20 protein-coding genes, 1 tRNA gene and 1 riboswitch are annotated in these 23331 nt (G+C 53.9%); of the genes, 6 read left to right on the top strand and 15 right to left on the bottom strand.

The genetic code is table 11. From position 1 onward, the window contains the following. Positions 1–7 precede the first annotated feature (7 nt). From ALMA_RS07155 to ALMA_RS07085, 13 genes are all read right to left on the bottom strand, one after another. A complete protein-coding gene (locus ALMA_RS07155) occupies positions 8–706 on the bottom strand; it encodes a hypothetical protein (RefSeq protein WP_148140287.1) in 699 nt (232 codons plus the stop codon). 2 nt (positions 707–708) lie between these two features. Further along, the gene (locus ALMA_RS07150; protein WP_094727047.1) at positions 709–1743 is read right to left on the bottom strand and encodes a DUF4417 domain-containing protein; all 1035 of its coding nucleotides are present in this window, start codon (positions 1741–1743) and stop codon (positions 709–711) included. Between the two features lie 154 nt (positions 1744–1897). After that, the gene (locus ALMA_RS08400) at positions 1898–2221 is read right to left on the bottom strand and encodes an HNH endonuclease (RefSeq protein WP_094727045.1); all 324 of its coding nucleotides are present in this window, start codon (positions 2219–2221) and stop codon (positions 1898–1900) included. A gap of 119 nt (positions 2222–2340) precedes the next feature. Further along, positions 2341–3060, bottom strand: coding sequence for a hypothetical protein (locus tag ALMA_RS07140; RefSeq protein ID WP_094727043.1), 720 nt, complete (start codon positions 3058–3060; stop codon positions 2341–2343). Positions 3061–3080: 20 nt separating this feature from the next. Next, positions 3081–3656 (bottom strand): hypothetical protein, encoded by a 576-nt coding sequence (locus ALMA_RS07135; RefSeq protein WP_094727041.1) that lies wholly within the window; start codon positions 3654–3656, stop codon positions 3081–3083. A 225-nt stretch (positions 3657–3881) separates the two neighbouring features. Continuing rightward, a complete protein-coding gene (locus ALMA_RS07130) occupies positions 3882–4376 on the bottom strand; it encodes a single-stranded DNA-binding protein (RefSeq protein ID WP_094727039.1) in 495 nt (164 codons plus the stop codon). After that, entirely contained in the window at positions 4369–5280 is a 912-nt protein-coding gene (gene bet, locus ALMA_RS07125; RefSeq protein ID WP_158520682.1) for a phage recombination protein Bet, read from the bottom strand. Before bet ends, ALMA_RS07130 begins: the two co-directional genes overlap by 8 nt. A gap of 1 nt (position 5281) precedes the next feature. Then, positions 5282–5740: a hypothetical protein gene (locus ALMA_RS07120; RefSeq protein WP_148140286.1), complete on the bottom strand. Its 459-nt coding sequence runs from the start codon at positions 5738–5740 to the stop codon at positions 5282–5284. Positions 5741–5901: 161 nt separating this feature from the next. Next, positions 5902–6441: a hypothetical protein gene (locus tag ALMA_RS07110; protein ID WP_094727031.1), complete on the bottom strand. Its 540-nt coding sequence runs from the start codon at positions 6439–6441 to the stop codon at positions 5902–5904. A 484-nt stretch (positions 6442–6925) separates the two neighbouring features. Next, positions 6926–7186 carry a hypothetical protein gene (locus tag ALMA_RS07100; RefSeq protein ID WP_094727028.1) on the bottom strand — a complete coding sequence of 87 codons (261 nt, stop codon included), beginning with the start codon at positions 7184–7186 and terminating at the stop codon, positions 6926–6928. A gap of 384 nt (positions 7187–7570) precedes the next feature. Further along, positions 7571–7960 carry a PH domain-containing protein gene (locus ALMA_RS07095; RefSeq protein WP_094727026.1) on the bottom strand — a complete coding sequence of 130 codons (390 nt, stop codon included), beginning with the start codon at positions 7958–7960 and terminating at the stop codon, positions 7571–7573. Between the two features lie 115 nt (positions 7961–8075). Beyond that, positions 8076–9434: a GmrSD restriction endonuclease domain-containing protein gene (locus tag ALMA_RS08395; protein ID WP_094727024.1), complete on the bottom strand. Its 1359-nt coding sequence runs from the start codon at positions 9432–9434 to the stop codon at positions 8076–8078. Between the two features lie 65 nt (positions 9435–9499). Beyond that, positions 9500–10822 (bottom strand): OFA family MFS transporter, encoded by a 1323-nt coding sequence (locus ALMA_RS07085; protein ID WP_244568911.1) that lies wholly within the window; start codon positions 10820–10822, stop codon positions 9500–9502. 185 nt (positions 10823–11007) lie between these two features. After that, positions 11008–11143, bottom strand: a riboswitch (ZMP/ZTP riboswitch). Positions 11144–11175: 32 nt separating this feature from the next. Between ALMA_RS07085 and ALMA_RS07080 the strand changes: the two genes are divergently transcribed. Next, positions 11176–11832, top strand: a complete 657-nt coding sequence (locus ALMA_RS07080; RefSeq protein WP_094727022.1) for a DUF1054 family protein — start codon at positions 11176–11178, stop codon at positions 11830–11832. Between the two features lie 41 nt (positions 11833–11873). Here ALMA_RS07080 and ALMA_RS07075 read toward each other — a convergent pair. Next, positions 11874–11949, bottom strand: a tRNA-Gly gene (locus ALMA_RS07075). A gap of 126 nt (positions 11950–12075) precedes the next feature. Here ALMA_RS07075 and ALMA_RS07070 point away from each other — a divergent pair. Then, the gene (locus tag ALMA_RS07070) at positions 12076–13038 is read left to right on the top strand and encodes a diacylglycerol/lipid kinase family protein (protein ID WP_094727020.1); all 963 of its coding nucleotides are present in this window, start codon (positions 12076–12078) and stop codon (positions 13036–13038) included. A gap of 69 nt (positions 13039–13107) precedes the next feature. Here ALMA_RS07070 and ALMA_RS07065 read toward each other — a convergent pair whose 3' ends face one another. After that, positions 13108–14007, bottom strand: coding sequence for a carbohydrate kinase family protein (locus tag ALMA_RS07065; protein WP_094727018.1), 900 nt, complete (start codon positions 14005–14007; stop codon positions 13108–13110). A 240-nt stretch (positions 14008–14247) separates the two neighbouring features. On the opposite strand from ALMA_RS07065, the gene ALMA_RS07060 reads away from it, so the two are divergent. The 4 genes from ALMA_RS07060 to xylA all read left to right on the top strand — a co-directional run bounded on the left by ALMA_RS07060 (position 14248) and on the right by xylA (position 23317). Beyond that, the gene (locus ALMA_RS07060) at positions 14248–15033 is read left to right on the top strand and encodes an ABC transporter ATP-binding protein (protein ID WP_244568910.1); all 786 of its coding nucleotides are present in this window, start codon (positions 14248–14250) and stop codon (positions 15031–15033) included. A gap of 35 nt (positions 15034–15068) precedes the next feature. After that, the gene (locus ALMA_RS07055) at positions 15069–17756 is read left to right on the top strand and encodes an FtsX-like permease family protein (protein WP_094727016.1); all 2688 of its coding nucleotides are present in this window, start codon (positions 15069–15071) and stop codon (positions 17754–17756) included. Between the two features lie 261 nt (positions 17757–18017). Then, positions 18018–21659 carry a mucin-binding protein gene (locus tag ALMA_RS07050; RefSeq protein WP_148140285.1) on the top strand — a complete coding sequence of 1214 codons (3642 nt, stop codon included), beginning with the start codon at positions 18018–18020 and terminating at the stop codon, positions 21657–21659. A gap of 317 nt (positions 21660–21976) precedes the next feature. Beyond that, the gene (xylA, locus tag ALMA_RS07045) at positions 21977–23317 is read left to right on the top strand and encodes a xylose isomerase (protein ID WP_094727012.1); all 1341 of its coding nucleotides are present in this window, start codon (positions 21977–21979) and stop codon (positions 23315–23317) included. Positions 23318–23331: the final 14 nt, after the last annotated feature.

Here is a 23331-nt window from a genome sequence, read left to right as displayed (position 1 = left end):
CACATCCTTAAACATTGTAGCCACCTTGCTCGCGTAGTACCTTCTTTAAGGCTCGCGTAGCCTCCGACTGTTGCCCGCCTGTACCGAATGCCTGGGCAAAGGTTTCAGCGAGCCACTCGTGAGAACTTCTCTCACCATACGTACTTACGTTAGGTAGTTTCTTATTATATCCCAGTTCTTTGCGTACTGCACGCGTTAAGTCTTTCCCAGTGCGCTTATGGAACTGATTCGCGACGCTATGCCCGTACTCGTGCAGCGGCACGTGGGCTATGACTTGGTTCACTTTCGACGTGCTTCCACTTTTCGAGAACCATTTCTCCTTAATGCCATCACGTGTAGCATTAATAATGTCCTTCGATGTCATTTGTGAAGTAATCTGCATGCGTGAATTATCTACTCGCATTGATGCAATAGTAGTTTTACGCCGCGCTGGCGCGATAACAAGCTCAGTCTTATTATCCTGCAGGACATGGAATATGCGTTCGACTTTACTGATATTATACAGCATAGCTCCTAGTAGCTGTGGAGCGTGTTTATCAGAATCAAGTCGTTTTGCATATTCTTCACTTACGATTACTTTTGAAAATCCAGCATTACGTGCGAGCTGGTCTATGCCAGCATGACCAGATCCTGTAACAAACTTACCACGATATGGTTGGCCTTCAGAACCGGAGGAATGATTGTATGTGCTTCCTCGTCCACCCATGTCTAGTCTCTTTTCTCTTTACCGCTCCAGCGCGTGGTGACACTGTTGGCGTATTCGGTTACTGGAATGTGTTTAAAATCGAAGTCGATGTTTCCCCCGTAGAGGAGAATGTGGCTCGGTTGGACTTCCTGTATAGCTTTCCACATGCCCTCGCGGAAGAGCTGCCACGCTTCTGTATCGTTTTTCACGCCTACCGTACTCACGGCGACGGTAGAGTCCTTCGGAATGCCCTTGAAACAGAAACTGAAAGACTCGCGGTCACTCCACGAGAGGGTAGGGATGACGGTCAGGCCTTCACGCTCCCAGTAGTCGCCGATAGCGCGAGCGCGGTAAATATTCCACGCTTGCATAGGAAGCGGCATATCCCTATAGAGACTCCAGTCGGGAGTGAGTACTGCCTCATACTTGCGTAACAGGGGCATGTATTCTTTCGGATTGTTCCAGATTCGTTCGAACTGGTAGTCATCGAGGAAGAAGTGTAGGCTTTTGCCTTCTGGCTTAGTGTCGCTTTTTGCATAGTTGAAGCCGAGTAGATCTGTGGGCACGTATTCGGTACCGTTGAGGAGGGGATACCCGTCGTCTATGCAGCGTGTGCGGTCGCATATGGTGAGGTTGTAATAGTCGCCGGTGCGTTCTCGTTCTGCTCCGTAGGGTTTGACGTTTTTTGGTTTGAATCCGTATTTTGTGAAGTCGAGTTTCCCATTAGTGAGGTTGAGGCGTTTTGTTTCAGCTTTGAGGAGGGCTATGTTCCACGTGCTGATTTCGCCAGTCTTGTTATCGACGATGCGGAAGGCGTCTATTTCGTCCTTAGAGAGTCCGTCGCAGTATTCGATGTGGTCGTCGGGTACTTCGCTCCAGCCGAGCGATTTCATGGCAGCCACGCGCGTGTGGCCGGTGACTATAACGGGGTTGGTTTTGGACTCGAGGACGATACTGCCGCGCAGTCCGAACTGGCGGATGCTTTCGGCTACTTTGGGGATAGCTTTTTCGTTGTGTCTCGCGTTTTTCTCGTAGGGGATGATGTCTTCTATGCGCATCGCTTGTTCTCCTCTCTAAGACGCGAAAAAACCACCTTTTTAGGGTGGTTTTGAGGTTTTTAGGGTTCGGGGGTATTTAGCCCTTTCGCCGTGGTGGCTAAGCGTGGTTTTGTGGGGGTGCGTCCCCCTGGGTGGCGTGGTGTGTTGTTTGTTTTTACCATTTTCGACTGTTTTTTGTTTCTGTTTTTGTTTGGTGGGGTTGGGTGATGTGTGTTATGCCTGTTTTGTTTCCTTTGGTTTGGTTGCATGCGCGGTGGGTGAGTTGGCAGTTGGTTATGTCGAGTGGGTTGCCGCCTTTGCTGACGGGTATTATTTCGTCTATTTCGAGGCTCATGGGGTGTGGGGTTTTTATGGTTGGGTTGATGGGTTTGCCGCAGAGTGCGCAGGTGGGTTCTCCGTTTGTTTGTGCGAGGAGTCGTGTGCGGATGGTGTTGCGGCGGTGGCTGTTGGCTCGGCGTGGGTTGGGTTTGGTGGGCATGGGTGTGTCTTTTGTGTTTGTGTGTGGTGGGTGCGTGCTTCGTTGGCGCTGTAAGTTTGAGAGCCACCTGCGTATGCTGATGGCTACTCTACTTATTAAATCGTGACAGTGGGTGTTTGTCAAGCTGGCGGGTTGGTTTTGTTGAGGATGTCGTGTGCGTTGATGGTGTATGTGTTTTTTCCTTCCTGTGTGTAGTGTATGGTGCCGCGTTTGATCCATTGGCGGAGTGTGTTTGCTTTGAGTTTGGTCCCTGCGAGTGTGTTGATGGCGCGGGCTATTTGTGTGGGTTTGCCTGTGATGGTGTGCGTGTTGAGGAGTGTGGCGCGTTCTCGGGCGAGCTGGCTGCGCATGGTGTCTATGTCGAGCGCATTGTGGCAGTGGCTGCATGTGTGTGTGGTTTCGCCTTCGTGGATGAAGCAGGTGTGTGTGCATTCGGGGCATGTGCCGATGTATTCGGCTTCGCTCGGCTCGGTGATGGCGTGTGCGTGTTTCATGCTCTCGCTGAGGCTTGTGTAGTAGAGTATGGCGTCGTCCTGCGTGGTGAGGCTGGTGGCGTGTTGGGCGATGGCGCGTGCTTCATCCTGCACGTGTATGCGCTGGTATTCGTAATGCTGGGCGATGTCGCGTGTGAGAGTGGCGAGGTTTTCGTAGGCGGTGAGGGCGCTCATGTTGATGGGCGTGGGCGCGGTGCTTGGTGCGGTGTGTGCGTGGGGCGCGGTGGGTGTGACTGGGCTGGCCTTCTTTTCTGCTATCTGCTTGAGGGCGTAGAGGGTGGTTGGCAGCTGGTGGAGTAGCTGCAGGTAGTCGTGGCGCTGAGCTGGGGTGAGTGCTGGGAGCATGAGTGAGTAGATCCTTTCGTTTAGTGTGTGCGCTGGTAGCGTGGTGGGATGGGTGTGCGTTCGTGTGTGATGTTCACATTTTCAATTTTTCGATTTTTTTCTTTTTTATTTTTCTTACCGTTATTCGTTATTCGATATTCGTTATTCGGCACCGATTTGTCCCCGGTGTCCACGGACATGTCAGTGGAGGCCACGTACATATCAGTGGTGGCCACTAACATGTCGGTGGTGTCCACCGTTTTGTCCCCGGCCATAAGCTCAATCTCTCGAAGCGTTGGAAACAGTGGCTTCGAAGGCCTCTTCGGGTCTTGATAGTCAAGAAACTTCTCCACCCACAGAAGCCTTTTACCTTTCCAGTCGTAGCGAATAATGCAGCCGACAGCCTCTAATTCATCGAGCGCCGACTCAATCTCCGGCAAAATATCCTCACCATCGAACGGGAAGCATTCACCACGAATCAGACGCGCATTATCCCGCCCCACGCCATTATCAGCCACATAACTCCACAGGCAAATGAACAGGTAGCGCGCCCAAACACTAACATTTCCAAGGCTTTCCGACGAATAAAACGACGGTCGTATAACTCGAATACGCATGATAAACTCCTTACGGAAGCCACGAGCAGCCGCGCTCGCAGCAGACAACAATAGTTTTCCACAATCCGCGGAAAACAGAACACGAAACCTCACAAACAGTTAACACGAAATGAACATGAGTGTGGATAACTTTTTTATGAGGTCTCAAAGTGAACATTCTCCGTGTTCACTTCCAGTCGCCACACACGACCCAAAGCGAACACGGAGACCATCCACACACCCCAGCTAGAACTCGATATTCTCCGCATCAGCCGGAACACCCCACGGGTCAGTCTGACCAATATACGAATTCGCAGCCGGCCAACCCTCAGACTGCCCCTGAGGCTGCGGAGCCTGATACGCCGCCGCGCTCGCAGGTGCAGCCAGAGGACTATTCTGCCCATTCTGAGGGCGCTTCGGGACGATGGCTATACTCGTTACAGTCATCTGGTAGGAGAGCCTGTGAGCCCCGTTTTTATCCGTATACGCGACGACTTCGAAGTTCCCCGTCGCGTCCACTATCTGCCCCTTCTGCACCAGACTCATCAGGTCAGCCTTATACCCGTCGAACGCCTGCAAGCGTACCCAGACGGTGTCAGGATCCTTCTTCACGCGCTCCTTGCGTTCACGCGAATAGTAGGACTGGTCTACCGCGATACTCACGCTCGTTACGCTCGTCTGGCCAGCCTGCCGCGTTTCTGCATTGCCTCCTGCGATGCCCTGTATGTGCGCGCTAAACATGCGCTTCTCCTTCCTCTGTCAGCTCGTCCTGGACGACTTCCACGTCTATGACCTGCTCGCTCTGTTCGACCTTTTGTGCCTGTTCGGTGAGATAGTCGCGTATCTTCTGCCGTGTGGCATCGAGCCTGCGTGGGTTGATGATTTCGCGTGCTTGCGCGACGGTCAATTCGTGTGCGCCACTGACCGTGTGGCCGACGAGGTAGCTTAATGCTGCGCCTGCTTCCTGCCGAGATGATACGCCCGCCTCCTTGAGCAGAGCGTTCACGTTCGCCTGCAGTCCCGCGGTAGCTTGTGCGTTTGAATCCTGAACTCGCTCCCGCGGTGTAGCCTGCGAAACTGGCTCGGCCGTGCTCATCTCATCATCCGTATACAGGTTCGAGAGGTCAGCAGGGAAGGCCTTACGTAGGGCGAGCGCCTCCGCACACTTCGCTATCATGAGAGCCGGCTTCGACGCCCACACGCCACTCAGCTTCCCGTTATAGGACTGTGCGTATTCACTAAACATGGCCACAGCGCTAAACCGGCCACCACCACGAATCACCGTCACCTTCGCCGCTGCAGGAGGCTGAGGAGACAGCCACAAGTCATGCCATTGGCCACTCGCATCAGCCCAGAGAGTATCCTCCATGCTGAGTACTTCGCCAGCACGGTCAGCAGCACGCCGAGCCACGAGCCTAAGCCCATCGATGCCCACCTGAATCGTCTGCTTCACCTGGCCGCCGCTGCGGCGCCCAATCATGTAAATCTGCCGGCTAAACGGGTTCAAGCCCGTGCGCTGCGCCTGATTGAAAAACAGTGCTAAATCAGCCGGAGCAGCATCCTGCACACCCAGCTGAGCCAACGCAGCCAGCTGACGGTCGTCAAACTCCGTCTGGTCATCACGAATCGCAAGAACAGTACTCATACTATTCATCCTCCTTCTTCTCGAACGTAGAAACAGCTTGCGCGCCCTCAAGCACCTTCAGCGCGTAAGCCGTCAGATAGTAGTACGCGAAATCCTCATTCACAATGTAAGGATCCATACGTTCCTCTATCTGCGTGCGCATCGTGCTTAACGCTTGCGTGATATCCATGTATTCTTTCGCATCGAGAGCATACTTCGTCACTTTGTTCATCGTTTTCCATCCTTTCCCATCCTTTCCCATCGTTTTCCATCCTTTCCCATCCGCGCCCATCGATTGACGTTCCGCTTCCTCCGCGTCGAGTGCTACGAGGAGCGCTGTTTTTATCTTTTCCATCTGATGGCACTTGTATTCCGTGTTAATCCACGGTGCCTGCTGCTTATCTCGCTTCAGGTCTTCCTGGAGCGCGTGCAGCATATCCACCATGGTCTCTACTTGAATTCGTGGCAGTTTAACGCTCATCTAGTTCTTCTTTCGAGAGGAGCTTGCCGTATTTCTCTTCTGCACAGATTTCCGCGTAGACGAATTCTCCGAGCGAGATGAGATGAAGTATAAACTGTGTGTAATGCCACCAGAAAGCCATCTGGCGACGGATTCGCGCGAAGCGCGGCGGTTTCTTGCTTTTATGCATTCTCGTTCTCCGTTCCACTTATCAGCTTGACCACGTCATCCGGTGTAGCTATCTCGAACAGGTGAGCCGTCACACTCTTATTCTTCTTGAACACGACTGTCTCGCCTCGCCCCGCGCGCTTCTTCACTCCGTCGGGCATCTGGCCGCTTGCTTTCACGATGAGTCCCGTCTGAGTGTCGAATAAGTCTTCGAACACGCGAGCCTTCAGAAAACTCTTCTCCCATGCCTCACACTTTGGATAAGGCAGTTCCTCGGTCATCACCTCATAGCCCATTCGCTGCAGATAATAGGCGTAGGCGATAGGGTCGTCTACGTAGTAGCTGCCTTCCGTCGCCTTCGAATAGGAGAGTGTGCCCGCGCTCTGTCCGTTAAAATGCACGTCCTCAGCCTGGTCGAGGCCAATCTCACGGCGCACAGCCTCCGCTTTTGCCGCATCGATAGCCGTCTTCGCATTCTCCTGCAAGACCGTTAAGAGTGCTATAGAGCGCCTCAACTGGTCGTCTGGAATATGTGAATAATCGAACTCACTCATGCGAGCGTCCTTTCTCTATATTTTCTATGATTTTGTTCCATCGCTTCTCGATACCGCCCGTCGTATCATTCACGTCGATAAGAGCAGCGAGAATGTTTCCCGCTTTGAGCAGGGTGATGAGTGTATCGAAGTCTTTTTCATCATCTGCGATGAGATTCTCAGCGGCTCCACTTATAAGGCTTTCAGGCTACGGCTTGGAAGCCTTTTTTCATGCCGAAAACACTGGAAATACTAGTGTTCTGGAGGGTCAGCTCACTCATTATTCCCATGTGAATAAAGTGTGAAAACGAAAGTTTTGTACACGATATTTTCCATGAAGTGGCGTGTTTTAGGGCGTTGGTTTTTCGTAGGTGCTCCAAGCGACGCCTCACCCACGCCACTTCGCTGTATTTCATCGAAATATTAGTGTAGAGAATATAGAAGTGCCGGGTTATCCACTTGTAAAGATAGACAACCCGGCGTATTATCTGAGATCTATTTTATATTAGCCATTAGTTGAGCAGAATACACTGGCTGCAGCACCTGTGGCCTCTTTATGAGACACTTCTTTCCCATTCTTGGTAACGGCGCAAGAGAGCTTCTGATCGTCGCCGCCAGTGAAGTCTCCTGTAACAGAGAATGTGAGGAATTTTTTAGCATCATCACCGGTAAAAGTCTTCTTCCATTCACCTGTGAACTGCTCTGTGCTGCTTGATCCTGCTTCACCGAATATAACGGTACCAGTCCCTGAAGCTGTGACCGACACGTCAACTGTATCTTCCTGAGGAGCTGCCTGTTGCTGTGTACTTGCAGAAGAATTAGAGGAACTACTTGTAGAAGTAGTGGATGCAGAATTTGAATTTCCTGAATTGCCTTGGCTAAGAGCACCACCAATGGCGAGTAGGACGACTACAACGACGCCCCAAAATCATACACGCTTGAACAGCGGCTTCTTAGTTTTGAGGGGGGGGTCTGTGGCCCCTGCTACTCTGGCTGAACCTGAGATTCCATTATCTTCTCCTTTTCAGTGTAATGAGATTACATCTTTATACTATACCGATTTCTCAGGATTTTAGGCACGTGTCCTAAAATGATGAAATCATCTCACAAATCTATCGCATGATCGTAGCGATACGAGGATAGTTATGAATTATAAGACGAATTGCGAAATCGTGGCGCAAATTGTTTGAATATTCACGTGGGGATTAAAGTTAAATTGCAGACTTGCTCCGTTGGTGAATATAAGAATAAGCTCACTATCGATATCTAACACACCCGCCGTTTCAACTCCGAAGTATTCGACCTTTGAATACGGATAAGAAAAATATGACACTTTTGTTCCGGTTATTCCCTGCACATTTACGGTAATCACACGTTTATTCGTGAAAATTACTTGATCTCGGATTGTTTGGAAAGCTTGGAGGACTACTTCATTTTGTGCCATAAAGGTCAAGACTTCCTGATGAATTGTCTGCAGAGGTATTTCCCTAAGATTTAATAAGCTTGCGTCACTTTTAATTCCTGAGGATAGAGTAGGCATTTGGATTCCACTTAGTATGATGTGGACGATGAGTTAAATCATTTAATGCAAAAGGATAATATGGACAGGGTATTCATACTTTGAAGCATGAATACCCTGTCGCGTAAAATGTGCACTACCTCTCACACGCCACGCCATCGCGGTCGCGGTCGAGCTTATACGAATACCCGGGTTCCCCCGCGTGGAGAGGCGCTTTTCCGGCTGTCCGTACTGCTGCACAGTTCGGGTAGGAGACGTCCCCGCCCTGAGGCTGAGATTGAGGCTGAGGCGCTGGAGCGGGAGCTGGCTGAGGGGCTGGAGCCGGCGCAGGCTGAGGCTGCGGTTCAGGCGCTGGAGCCGGCTGCTGAGGTGCAGCCTGAGCCGCCTCACCCTGTCCCTGCACACTCCCGAGATTCAGCCCGTTATCCTCCGGCACGCGCTCGCTCGGGCAGGAGGTGAGCACGCGTTCCATAGCGTCGTGTTCGGCTTGCGTGACCCAGAGCGTGTACTTGGCTTTGACGCCTATCTGCCGCGCCACGTATGCGCAGCGATAGTCTTTGCGCGGTGGCAGCCAGGTAGCAGCGTCGCCGTCCGACTTCTGCATATTCTCCGGTCCGTCCACAGCGAGCAGGTTATATGGATCGTTTGCGAAGGCTTGGCGGCGGGTGGCGTCGAGCTGCTGCGCGCCCTTCTGCCATGCATCGCTTAACGCGACTACGTGGTCTATCTGCACGGCCGAGCTGCTGGAACGTCCGCGCGTGAAGGCTATGGTCGTGCCCGTGTACGGGTCGGCGAGAGTGCCGGAGAGGACTTTACATCCGTGGGACTTTGCGTCCGTGGAGATGCCTGTCAGGTCGCGTTTGAGGATGTCGTTTCGCGTATCGCAGCCGTTGCGGTCCATGTCCATCCACGGGCTGCCGAACTGCGTGCGCGTGTATCCGGTTTTCGGTGCGCGTCCCTTGACGGCGAGCGTAGCGAGGACGTTCAGCGCTGTGCCCTGTTCGTTTTTCGCGTTTTCGAGGTCAATTCTCGCTTTTTCTTCCTCGGCCTTCTTCTGAGCCTCGGCAGCTTCCTTCGCTGCAGCTGCAGCGGCCGCCGCCTCAGCTTCGGCTTCAGCCTTCCTCTTCTTTTCAGCAGAGTCGTCCTTCTTCTTTTCCGCTACGACAGCCGCTGGCTTTTCCGGTGCAGGAGTGGCAGAGGATGGGGGAGTGTTCACCGCTGCTATGCAGAAGATAACGGCCAGAATAATGGCGAAGCGTCCAGCGGTAAGAGATATTTTACCGAAAGTGACAGCAGGATGAATGTCTTCGCCCCGCTTCCTTGCGCGCAGGATAGACACACCTTGTATAGCGCACAGAATAAGTGCGATGAATGCGGTGAGAACACCCAGAGCCGCCACAGGCCGAATCACTGCAAGGATAAGACTAATAATGCTGAGAATAAAAATGCTCGAGAGCAGCCGCCCCGTCGCGTGTGGTCTATACGTCGTAGTCATAGCTTTTATCCTACCTTACAAAAAAAGGGGACACTCACGAAAAGTGTCCCCTCCCACTACTCGTGTTACTTCGCGCGCACCACCGTAGCCGAGATGAGCAGAGCCACGCCATAGAGAACGGCGAGGATAAGGAAGACGGCATTATACGAGCCGGTCAGGTTCAGGACGGCTGCCGTGATCTGATTACCCGTCAGACCTGCTATAGCCCAGGCAGATAGGGCGATTCCGTGAATGCCAGAGATCTTGGTCATTCCGAAAGAATTGGACAGCAAAGCAGGAAGCGTGCTGAAGCCGCCGCCGTATCCCGCGTTCACGGTCAGCAGCGCGAGCACGACGAGGATGAGCATCAGAGTCGATGCATTCAGGCCGCCGAACGCGAAAATGAGCAGCGACACGAGCGCAGACGTGGCGAAAATAATGAGGTAGACGGTGTTCCGGTCCTTCATATAATCGCTGAGCATCGAGTAGCCGAGGCGTCCGAGCGCATTCGAGGTGGCGGTGAGCATCTGCACGAGCGAAATGACCGCGATGCCCACGCCCATGACCTTCAGAATAGACTTTTCATACGAAATCAGCGCCAAACCGCACGTAATGTTCAGGTAGAACATAACCCAGATACCGGCGAATTTCGCGTTCTTGAAAATGCTGAAGTCCGGACGCGTGCTGGCCGTCTTATCCTCGCTGAATCCAGCAGGCTTTTCGAGCAGGAAGTGTCCCACGAGCATCATGACGAAGTAGATTCCACCGAGAATGTAGAACATGGTAGCCAGGCCTACGCTATCCTGAAGCGTATTCATCACAGGGCTGGCGATGGCCTTCGCCAGGCCGAAGCCCATGATGGAGATGCCGGTGCCGAGGCCTTTATTCTCAGCAAACCAGAGCATCAGCGTCTTCACAGGAGTGATGTAACCGATGCCCAGGCCCACGCCCATGATGACGCCGTAGAACAGGAAGATGAGGATGAGGCTCGCCGTAGGGCCGAGCTGCTGCGTGTACTGTGCGGTGACGCCCGTGCCTATCATGCCGAGAGTAAAGCAGATGCAGGCGATAAGCGAAGCCTTATGAATGTTATGCTCGACGAAAGATCCGGCAAATGCTGCCGACATGCCGAGGAAGAAGATGGCGAGGCTAAAAGCCCAGCCGAGCGTGGCCGTCGGCACGCCCACTTCGGCAGACAAGCTCTCGCTGAAGGAGGACCAGCAGTAGACCGTACCGATGCTTACGTGAATGAGCAGGGCAGGGATGGCTGCCACGGTCCACTTGTTTTTCCAGGAGCTCTGCTGACGCGAGCCCTGCTGTTTCGAGCCCTGCTGGTTCGAGCTCTGCTGGTTCGAACCCTGCTGGGATGAATTCTGTTCTGTGTGCTGTTCTGTGCTGTTAGTGTTCAAAAATATAACCCCTAACTTTTTCTCTCCGCGTGGACCGTGTGTGCTGTGGGATGCTTTCTGCTCCCGCGTTCGAGACATGCCCTGCGTTCGAGACATCTTCCGCGTTCGAGACATCTTCCGCGTTCGGCCACAAAAAAAGAAGCCCAATTCCCGTCTCGTGTTCTCAAAAAAGTACACTTCTGGGTCAGACTCGCCCAGACGGTCGGCTTCTTACGGTTATACTCCCTGTGGTTACTCCACTGCGCGGCGTGCGTCCTGCTCTTGTGAGCGGGATACTTAAGATTCAGGCGCGCCACGCGTCCGTCAGTCATATAACACTTACAGGGTAACAGGGGGAGCGTACACTACACAGTATGACTATGCAGAATAATTCTTTCGATTCGTCTTTCGACCCATCGGTGCGCTTCGACGAGCAGGCTTTCGGCGTTTTTGGTGTGGACGGCCTCGACCCGCGCATGGAGGCTATCCGCGCGCATGTGTGGCCGCCGTTTGAGCAGTATGCGGGGGCTATTTCGGCGCATGTCCAGGAGGCGCTCGGCCTGTCTGCCCCGCTTTTCGTCCATGTGGCGAAGCACGCTCGCCGCAGCGTGTATGCGCCGGAGAGCACGTGGGTGGCCGTGGGCGGCGACAAGCGCGGGTATAAGAAGTATCCGCATTTTCAGATAGGCATTAACGACGAGTACGTCTTCGTCGCGCTTGCGTGCATCGATAATCCGCTGCATGAGGCTGAGATAGCGCACGCTTTTGCTGGTTTCCGCGCGCTTCCGTCCGGCCTGGTGCTCATACCGAGTCATTTGGAGAAGGCGTACGTGCCTGCTGAGAGCGTGGATCGAGGTCAATTTTTCTCTCGCGTGGCCAGCGTGAAGAAGGCGGAGTTTATGCTCGGCTCCGTGGCTGAGCAGGGAAGCGCTCAGCTTTCTACTGCGTCAGGTACGTGGGAGTGGATGCGAGCGGTGGTCGATGAGCTCCTGCCATGGTATGAACTGGCCATGAGCTTCTATGAGGAGTAGGTGAAACGCAAAAAGCCCGGTGAAAACCGGGCTTTTTATAATGGAGCGGACAACGGGACTCGAACCCGCGGTCTCGACCTTGGCAAGGTCGCGCTTTACCAACTAAGCTATGTCCGCAAAACTTTTCAGTTCTGTGTGCCTCGCTTATCGCTGAGCACAAGTAAATACTATAACGGCTTAGGGGAAAGAATGCAAGTCTCGGCGTGTACGGTGTGTCGGCACGAGATTTGATAGCATAATCCTATGCTGTTTCATGTCATCGTGAACCCGAGTGGGGGAAGTGGTCACGCCATTCGAGTCTGGCGCTCGGTGGAGCGTGTGGCTCGCGAGCGCGGTATGGAATATTCCGTCCATTTTCCTACGGACACGTACCTCATACGGGACATCGTACACGATTTGACGAATGTGCCAGACTCCGCGGACATGGTGTATCTCGTCATCATCGGGGGAGATGGCACGCTGAATGTGGTGCTGAATGGCATAGTAAACTTTTCTCGTACGGCTGTGGGACTTATTCCTGCCGGAAGTGGGAATGATTTCGCTCACTCGCGAGGGCTGGCTGGCTCGTATGGTGATATGCTCGCTCGTATCAGTGATGTGTCGAGGATGCAGGCTCTCGATGTGGGATGCGCTGTGCTCCATACCTGCTTCGACGACCTCGGCCATCATCTGGATATCCCAGAAAAGTCGGTTCTTTTTAATAACGCTGTGGGGCTGGGCTTCGACGCTCAGGTGTGTGTGACCATCCAGCACTCGAAACTGCATGAAAGACTTGCGAAAGTGGGACTGGCTAAGCTGGCTTATGTGGGGACAGCTCTGCCGCTTTTGAGGAGATTTCAGAACTTTTCTCTGCAGATGGGGGATGCTCGCTACGAGGATGTGCTCTTCGCAGCCATCATGGTGGAGCCGTATGAGGGTGGAGGATTCCAGTTCTGTCCGAGTGCATCCCCGTATGATGGTGTTCTGGACTCGTGTGTGGCGCATGGGGTGAGTCTGGCGGATGTGGCTTCGCTGCTTCCGAAGGCTTTGAAAGGGGAGCATGTCGGCGCTGAGGGTGTGGAGATAGAGCAGTCACCGTCCTACCACCTGCGCACAGACCATCCTGTCTGGATTCAGGCTGATGGGGAAGTGGAATACCGGACGGATGATGTGTCTGTGCGCGTATATGAGCAGAAGCTGAACGTCCTCGGGCTAGAGAAGGACTAGTCTTCTTCGGGGATATCTCGAGAGAAAAGGCGGGTGACTCGAGCCACCCGCCTTTATGAGTATAATTCTTTACTTATCCAAGCCCTGCTGGTGAACGTAGTTCGGAATCTCTGCTGGATACTCTGGCCATGCTCCAGACTGCGTGCAGACATAGGCAGCGACGTTACATGCGTAGATGTGTGCGTCGTGCAGAGACGAGCCCTTGAGGATTTCGCTGGTGAATGCGCCGGAGAAGGAGTCTCCAGCACCTACAGTGTCTGCCACCTTGATGCGAGGAGTCTTCACATAGGAGGTCTCGCCGTCGCGCTTCATAATGATGGAGAACTGGGATCCACCCGTCAGAATCATGTAGTCGAGGTCATAGTGCTTAATGAACCATGCGCAGGCTTCCTCGTCTGAGCCTTCTACTCCGAACATAGGGCGCAGGAGCTCGAGCTCATCATCATTAATCTTAAAGACAGTAGCTGCTTCGAGCTGAGCTTCGATGAGTTCCTTCGAGAAGAAGTCTCCACGAATGTTAATGTCATAGTACTTCAGAGCGCCTGGCTTCGTGTGCTTGAGCAGCTCAAGAATGGTGTTCTTGCTTTCCTCATCACGGCATGCGAGGGAACCGTAGCAGACGGCATCTGCCTCGGATACGGCTTCGATGAGCTCATCGGTGAGTGCTACGTGATCCCATGCCACACCCTGAACGATCTCATACGATGGGATACCGTCATTCAGAACCACGCCCACAGTGCCGGTAGGGTAGTCATTACGCTGAAGAATGGCATCGATGCCAGCGTTCTTTACAGCTGCTTCGAGCTCGTCACCCAGCGAGTCGTTACCGATGGCGCTAATGGAGCGGCCCACGAGACCATTCTGCGCAGCATGGTATGTGAAGTTTACTGGGGCGCCGCCCGCACGCTTCCCTTCTGGGAGCATATCCCACAGGATCTCGCCGAGGCTGACCACGATAGGTTGTGTCATGGTATTCCTTTCTTCCAGACATAGTCTGTGACTTAGTCTAGCGCTTAAGGCGGAAAAGCTGCCCTTGTGCTGCGCGCTGGTCTGCTTGGTTATATGTCAAAAGATTAGGATAGCACGAGGTTCTTACGGAGGCAGAAAGAAGCAATAGGGGAATACCCTGATACCCCATCCTCGAATTCAGGGAAAACGTGGGGAGTGTGAGGGCTGTGTCGCTAGAGCCATCCTGTTTTAATGGAAGCTATGGAATACACTACTACATATGCAGCTGCCCCAGCGCAGCCACTGAATACGCAGAATGCACAGAACGCACAGGCCATGCAGCCTGTGGTATCCCTCGAGAACGTCACGAAGGTGTACGGTCATGGAGACACGCGTGTGCGTGCCTTAAAGGACATCACTCTTCCGCTCTATAAGGGCCAGTTCACCTCGATTATGGGCCCATCGGGTTCGGGTAAGTCCACCATGCTGCACATCATCGCTGGTCTGGACACGCCATCGAAGGGAACGGTACACATCGATGGAGTGGACATCACCACTCTGAAGGATAAGCAGCTCACTGAGCTTCGCCGCGAGCGCATCGGCTTCATCTTCCAGTCCTTTAACCTCGTGCCGACTCTGAATGTCCTGGATAATATTCTTCTGCCTACTCAGCTGTCGAATACGAAGGTGGACCGCGAGTGGCTGAACCGTGTGGTGGAAGCACTGGGTCTGACTCCACGCCTGAAGCACCGTCCATCGGAGCTTTCTGGTGGCCAGCAGCAGCGTGTGGCTGTGGCGCGTGCACTCGTGTCTCGCCCGGCCATCATCGTGGCTGATGAGCCGACCGGTAACCTCGACTCGAAGACGAGCGATGAAGTGCTCTCCATCCTGCGCCAGGCAGTAGATGAATTCGGTCAGTCGGTCATCATGGTGACGCATAACCCATCGGTGGCCACAGTATCTGACCGTGTCATCGTAGTCTCGGACGGCACGGTGAAGGCAGACTTCATGGGTGCTACTCCAGACCAGATAGTGTCCCTGCTGTAAGAGACAAAAAGAGAGATACATAAAGGGATAGAATCATGGCTTCTCCGATTAATAAACTTTTCCTCGCGAACGTGAAGCATCACGCTTCGCGCTACGTCTCCACGGCAGTGGCAGTGACCATCGCTGCCACCTTCGTGGTCCTGTGCCTGACCCTCATGGGCGGCATATCCTCGGCGTACATGGCCACCATCGATGATGCGACGCGCGGCACATCCACCGTTATAGCCGAGCAGGCAGTAAATACCGCTACGAATGCAGATACAGACGCAGACGCGACTGCAGAAGTAAGCCTCACCGATGCTGCAGCAGCCCAGCAGGCTCAGACCGAGCGCGCTCAGAAGATGGCTGAGCTCCGCGCTCAGGCTGCCTCTGCAGTGAAGTCCGTTCCTGGCGTCAGCGACGTGGTCGAATCCACCGCTCAGGCCAGCGTCGAGGGGGAGACGTACCAGTATAACGCTCCTATGAACGTGAGCATAGGTTCCGATGGGCGCAGCTCTCTGCGCGCACTCGAGTACTTGCAGAAAGCGCCGCTGACGCAGTACCAGTATAAGGAAGGCCGCGCTCCACAAGCAGCGAACGAGATAGCTGTGGATGACGGTGTGACTGGCTCACTTCAGGTGAAAGTGGGGGATAGCGTCGAGGTCAGTACGCTCGGTGTGAGCACGGATGCGAAAAAGTTCACCATTACAGGCATTATAGGCGTCTCGAACTTCTCGAACGGGTCCGCACTCGCTACGAAGGAAGGCGTAGAATCCGTTCAGACGAGCGGCGCGACGAATAGTCTGCTCGTAGTCCCGCAGAATACCGCTACGCGCTCGCCTCAGGCCAGCGTCACGAGCCAGGAAGAATTGACCTCGAAAGTAAACGATGCTCTCAAGAGCGTAAACGCGAGCGCGAAGGCGGAAGGCGTCGAGTTTAAGGCGTACCCGGCGCAGCGCTTCGTCGAGTCGGGCCGTCAGCACGCGCAGACTCAGGTGACTGCCATGACGTCCATGGCGCTCATCTTCCCGCTGATCGCGGCGTTCGTCGCGGCCATCATCGTGGGCACGACGTTCCAGGTCATCGCTCTGCAGCGTCGCCGCGAACTCGCGCTGCTGCGTGCCGTGGGTGCGCAGGCGAAGCAGGTGCGCGCACTCGTTCTGCGCGAGACGTCCATCGCGGGCACGGTATCCGCGCTCATCGGCACGGCTGTAGGAACGCTCGCCGGCGCATGGCTGCTCACGTATCTGAACGTCGCGGCCAATTATATCGCCGCTTTCAGCATGCTTCCATGGACTGGCATCATCCTCACCTGGGTGGGCGCGAGCCTCATCACTATCTTCGTGGGACTCGCACCATCGCGGGAAGCTGCGAAAGTCTCGCCACTCGCCGCGCTCGCACCAGTACAGTCTGTCCAGGAGACGCGCCGCAAGCATACAGTGCGCGTGGTGCTGTCCATCATTCTGCTGGTAGCAAGCATCGCGGGCATCGTCTACGGTCTGCGTCTGCCGGCGGGAAACGCTTCGGAGATTTACGTACGCTTCGGCATCGTGGTCCTCGCTACCTTCGTGTGCTGGATAGCAGCCATGATGCTCTTTACTGTGGTGCTGCCGTATATTATCTACTTCTTCGGATCTGTGGTACGCACTCCAGTGGGGCGCCTCGCACGCGAAAATGTGGTGCGTAACCCATCGCGTACGGCATCCACAGGTGTGGCGGTCATCATCGGCGTGGTGCTCATGTCCACCATAGCCATCGGCGTCTCGTCCGTGCGCTCTACGCTGGATAGCTCGCTGAATAAGTCGCGTCCAGTGGACATCTATGCGGGAAGCTATATAGGTACTCTTTCGAAGGATGAGCTGGCGAAGCTCCATAGCTTCGAATACGCCTCGAAGACGGTGGATATCCGCGGCGTGCAGGCTGTGGTGAATGGGGATACGCAGTCCCCTGTGACCGTGCTCGGTTATCCGGATCTCACGGGTGTACAGCGCTCGGAGCTTCCTGTCGTGGCGGATGGCACTATCCACGTGACGAAGGGCGCTATCATGGCGCAGAAGGCCACGGTGTCTGTCTGCTTCCTCGATGCATCGGGCCAGCAGACCACCTGCCGCGAGTATAAGCCAGTGGAGGATAGCAGCATCCGTGATGGCAGTGTCCACCTCAGTGCAGCTGATCTTAAGGCTGCTGTACCGGACGCAGGAGTAGCTTTCGTGGCTATGCGCATCAAGGATGGAACGCCATACGACCAGGTCTTTACGGGACTACAGCGCGTGGGACGGAACATCAGCATGAACGGTGGATATGTGGAGAGGAGCCTGTACATGCAGGCTCTGAACATCATCGTGCTCGTCTTCATGGCACTGCTCGGCGTGTCTGTGGTCATCTCCCTCGTGGGTGTCTCGAATACTCTGGGTCTGAGTGTGGCAGAGCGTACGCAGGAAAATGGCTTGCTGAGAGCCCTGGGTCTGACGCGCGGCCAAATGAAGCGTCTGCTCGTCATGGAGTCCTTCCTCACCTCGCTCGTCTCTACGCTGGTGGGTATAGGACTGGGAACCATCTTTGCTGCCATAGGCATGTATACGCTGCCATTTAATGATCTGGGTGTAGGCATCGAAGTGACTCTGCCGTATGATCAGCTCGCTGGTCTCGTACTCATCATCGTTCTGGCATCTACGCTGGCTGCATGGCTGCCTGGCCGCAAGGCGGCGAAGGTGAGCCCAGTGGAGGCGCTGGCGCACGAGTAATGCAGCGGAGCGCTTGACGGTGAGAAAGCCGCACTTTCCGACTTTTCGAGAGGTCGGGGTGCGGCTTTTGCGTATGCGTGCGAGGATGTGATAAAACGGCCTCATTATGGTAGAATAAGATTGAGAATACTCTCATCCGTTTACTCATGATCGATGTCGACTTCTGTGTACACAGGAACGGAGGACAGTACCATGACTAGGTATCTACCTCGTGCGAGAAAAATTCTCTATGCTTTTCTCGCATGTACGCTCATTAGCTCTATGGCCCACGCCGCCCTCGCCGTAGAGGATTCGGATGTTTCGCCGCCAGAAGCGGGTAGCTCCGCTGCCTCTGGAGAATCACGAGAGAATGTCATTTCTGTAGGTCCAGATGCGAAACTCGACGAGGCCATCGCGAATGCTCCGGACGGTGCGGTTCTGGAGATTACAGGAACACACACTCTGGGCAGTACCCCTATCACCATACATAAGAGCATGACTCTGCGAGCCGGCGCTGATGGCGGTGTTATTCAGACTACACAGCGAGCCGATGCTCACATCATTTTCGAGGGGAAAGGGAAGAACTTCATCCTCGGTAGCGAGAATGAAGAGCCTGTACTGACGCTCGATGGGGTAACAGTGAAAGCTGCTGCAGGAAGCTTTGAGGCTCGTAAGGGCTGGCTCATCGATAAAGGCGGGCTCGACATAAACGGTGCTGATGTCGAAGCGAAAATCTCTGGAGGAACCATCACGAACGGGCGCACTGCGGAAACATATGGGTATCACGTGGGCGCTCTCCAAGTCCGGAATAATGCCGTCGTCACGGAAATTAGTGGAGGAAACTTTACCGGATCTGCCACAGCGATGGCTGTGGATTCCGGGTCTGTGGTGAAGAAAATATCTGGCGGAACTTTTACACGCGGTACGAATTCTTCTCCATGGGATACCGTGCGGGTCAAGTATGCCACCATCGAAGACATCACGGGTGGCACTTTTACGTCGAATTATGATGCGGCACTTCGGGTGGAAGAAGGAGGGCACATCAAGCACATTAGCGGTGGAACCTTCCACACGGAAACTGCTGCTCAGTATCTCGCATATCTCCAGGCGTTTCGTCTTGATTATGGTGCTGCCCTTTCTATCTATACTGGAGTGAACGATACGACGGGAGCTGATTTCACTGGAGTAGATAAGATATCGGGGGGAGATTTTTCCGGAACGCATGCCATCTTCATGCTCGGGAATAATGCACAGCCGTATGAAAAGAAGTCGATGGTCACTATAGGTGAAATCTCCGGTGGTACGTTCACATCCACACTCGAAAAAGATAAGGATAAGACTGGGCGGAGAATAAAGAAAGATGCAGTCCTGCTCGGCCGGCAGTCGTATATCGGAAGGATTTCCGGGGGAACCTTCCGTACGAAGTTCGACAGTCCAGCATTACATCTGGCCTATACTCAGGGCAGCGATGCAAATACACGACCTCGCGCGACTATCGCGGAAATCTCGGGTGGAATCTTTATCTCGGATAAGAGCTATTCCTTAGATATCGAAAAGGGGCTGGTAGACACCATCTCAGGTGGTGAGTTCTACAGTGCGAACACAAGCGGGGTGAGCACGAGCTCGAATGGCGCGATTCGCCAAATCACAGGAGGAAAGTTCTATAATAATTACTCTCCGGCCGAGTGCTCATCGTGGAACGAAAATGTTCCGCTGATTAAAGCCTCATATTATGCTACTCCACGTGATTCGAAACCTCAGGGGCTTCTCCTCGAGCCGGGGCTAACCAGCGATATAGGTAAGGGCCGGTACTGGACGAAGCTGTGCAGATCTAAGAACGGTGCATATGATTATAACGTCGTACCGCCGAACGCAGTCCTTCCTGAAGGCTACGTGATAGCTGGATATGACAGCGATTACGGATTCCGACCGGTAAAGGCTGAGGATGGCACCACAGACTTCGTGCTAAAGAATGGCAGCATTTACTTCAAAAAGAATGCTGAGGGTGAGGTCCTGCCTGCGTCTATCAGTGGATCGAACAACGACTGGTACGCGGAGAACGGCTACGAGAAACTCGAAAAGCCTATCTATGCTCTCGCACAAAGCTACCGTACAGAAGATGTGGCGCTGAAGGAAGACCATCAGAATCCTGATGGAACGACCGAGGTGCGGCATTATCGCTATCTGATGAAGACGCCGACAGTCACGTTCGATGTAAACGCGCCTCGTGTGGTGAATAATGCAGGGACGTCTGGAACTGCAGCACGCAGTACTCGCGCGGCAAACGTGGAGGTTCTGCCACATACCGGCGAAGTTCCTGCTACCATGACGATAAAGCCTTTCGCTTATGATCGGTACGCTAACAGCATTAGTGAGAAAAACTCTCAAGTATTCAAAGTTCCGGGGAACGAGGGTGGTCTCGCGATAGAAGGGTATAAGTTTACTGGCTTTAACACTGCAGCGGATGGGAGCGGCGTGAGGATGCGCGAGGGGGAGTACTATGCGATGCCTAGTGCAAACGTCACTCTGTATGCTCAGTGGGAGAGGGTTACTCAGGATGAGCCAGAGTCGAAGACTCTCACGCGTACTATTCGGTATATCGATAAGGTGACGAAGGCTCCTATTCATGATCCTCAGGTGCAGTCGGTGACGCTGACGCGGACGAATGTGCGGAATCTTGTGACGAATGCTGTGACGGGGGGTGAGTGGTCTACGACAAAGTTTGAGGCGGTGGTTTCTCCGTCTGTGGATCGGTATGGTGCTCCGGATAAGGCTACGGTACCAGAGCTCGCAGTGAATGGTGAGACGGAGGATATCACTGTAGATGTGATGTATCCGCAGGGTACGAAGGATGAGCCAGAGTCGAAGACTCTCACGCGTACTATTCGGTATATCGATAAGGTGACGAAGGCTCCTATTCGTGATCCTCAGGTGCAGACGGTGACGCTGACGCGTACGAATGTGCGTAATCTCGTCACTGGCGTGGTTACGGAGGGTGAGTGGTCCACGGCGAAGTTCGAGGCGGTGAATTCTCCGTCTGTAGAGAACTATGGTGCTCCGGATACGCTGACGGTACCGGAGCTCGTGGTTAATGGGGATACGAAGGATATCACTGTAGACGTGATGTATCCTCAGGGTACGAAGGATGAGACGGAGGAGAAGAACATTACTCGCACCATTACATACGTGGATGAGGTTACTCATAAGGAAATCTCCACTCATGTGATTCAGTCTGTCACTCTGAAGCGCACGAATGAGCGTAACCTCGTGACTGGTGATGTAAAGAAAGGCACGTGGTCCACGGCGAAGTTCGAAGCAGTCACGTCTCCTACTGTGGACAAATATGGTGCTCCAGATAGAGATGCCGTAGGTGCCATGGATGTTACTGATGAAACGCAGAACTTCACGGTGATGGTCACCTATCCTCGGGGCACGGAGAATGTCCGAGAAGAGAAGATAATAACGCGAACTATCACTTTCGTAGACGAAGAGACGGGTCAGCAGATAGCAGACTCTATCCTTCAGAAGGTGACGCTGGAACGCACGAATGTCCGTGACCTCGTGACCAGCGCCGTAACAGAGGCAGAATGGTCCACTGCGGTATTCCCAGAAGTACAGATTCCAGCGATAGAAGGGTATCAGTCTCCTACTCTCGCGAGTATTCCTGAAGTACAGGTAAACGGTCAGACAGAGGATGAAGTGATTCGCCTAGCTTTTTCTCGGGAAAAGAAAATAGTGAAGACGGATACTGTCCCTGGCAGTGCTAAAAGCGTTCAGGACGTGAAGAAAGATCACGCTCTCGCGCGGACAGGAGTAGACCTCACTGTGCTCACAGCTGCTACCGTGATGCTACTGGTGGTCGGTGTGGCTAGCACGGCTAGCGTAGCTGTTTCGCGGAAACGCTCCGTAAAACGCATGAAGTAAGGAAAGTAAGCTCCGTGGCAGGAGAAGGGCGCTCGAGAGTATTCTCGGGCGCCCTTCCTCGCCCGTTCGCAGAGGAGCACCACGGTGTTGCCTTGTATGTCGCGCGCGAACTACCTCCTCAGCACAGCGCTGTTAGCGGCACCCACGCCTTGGAGTTTGCTATGCCTTAGAAAGCCGCATAAAATAAGGCGAAACGCCGTAGTTAGTTAAATGACTTTACAAACTCCGCACCTCTTGCTAGCATAAAAGCTAACAGCACAACCGCTGAACGTACAAAACGTAAAAGCTTTCTCAGCTAATGAGCAAAGGAGCACACTATGAGCTTGTGGAACGTGGATAAGATCCCATTCGTCGGTACCGAAGATGTCCGTCAGGGTCTCGGATTCCGTTATTATGATGCAGACCGCGTGGTCGCTGGTAAGAAGATGAAGGACTGGCTGCGCTTCGGTGTGGCATGGTGGCACACCTTCGACCAGGAGCTGGTAGATCCATTTGGAACTGGAACCTCGCATCGCCCATGGTATGGCAAGTATTCGGATCCTATGGACGAAGCTCTGGCGAAGGTAGACTATGCGTTCGAGTTCTTCACTACCCTCGGTGCAGAATACTTCTGCTTCCATGATCGTGACATCGCTCCAGAAGGCGACACTCTGCGCGAGACGAACGCAAACCTCGATAAGGTCGTCGATAAAATCGAAGAGAACATGAAGTCCACCGGCGTCAAGCTCCTGTGGAACACCTCGTCCCTCTTCACGAACCCACGCTTCGTCTCCGGTGCATCCACCTCGCCATTTGCAGACATTTACGCCTACTCGGCAGGTCAGCTGAAGCACTCCCTGGAGATAGCGAAGCGCCTGGGTGCAGAAAACTACGTGTTCTGGGGTGGTCGTGAAGGCTACGAGAACCTGTGGAACACGCAGATGAAGCGCGAGCAGGAGCACATGGCGAAGTTCTTCCACATGTGCCATGACTATGCGAACGAAATCGGCCTGGATGCACAGTTCCTCATCGAGCCTAAGGCGAAGGAACCGACCATGCACCAGTATGACTTCGATGCAGCGACCGCTATCGCCTTCCTGCGTACCTATGACCTCATGGATGTTATGAAGCTGAACCTCGAAGGTAACCACGCAAACCTCGCAGGCCACACCTACCAGCATGAGATTCGCACGGCTCGCGAAGCAGGCGTTCTCGGCTCTCTGGATGCAAACCAGGGTGACAAGCTCATCGGCTGGGATATGGATGAGTTCCCGACGGATCTCTACGAGACGACCGCTGTGATGTGGGAAGTACTCGACGAGGGTCAGATCGGTCCTCATGGTGGTCTGAACTTCGACGCGAAGCCACGCCGTACCTCCTTCGTCGCAGAAGATCTCTTCCGCTCGCACATCGCTGGTATGGATTCCTTCGCAGCTGGTCTGCTCATCGCAGATAAGATGCACCAGGATAAGTACATCGAGAACCTGCAGGCTGAGCGCTACAGCTCCTACGAGTCCGGCATCGGCGCGACCATCGAAGACGGCACGGCTACTCTCGCATCTCTGGAAGAGTATGCTCTGGATAAGCCACAGTCTGAGCTCATCGCGGCGACGCATTCGGATCACCTCGAGTCTGTGAAGGCGACGATTAATAACTACATGTTCGAGGCTCTGAAGTAGTCAGAAACGTTACT

It is taken from the genome of Alloscardovia macacae (assembly GCF_002259705.1).
In the GTDB taxonomy this organism is placed as follows: domain Bacteria; phylum Actinomycetota; class Actinomycetes; order Actinomycetales; family Bifidobacteriaceae; genus Alloscardovia; species Alloscardovia macacae.
Note: the sequence above shows the minus strand (reverse complement) of the source record. Positions and strands in the feature narration are given on the sequence as shown.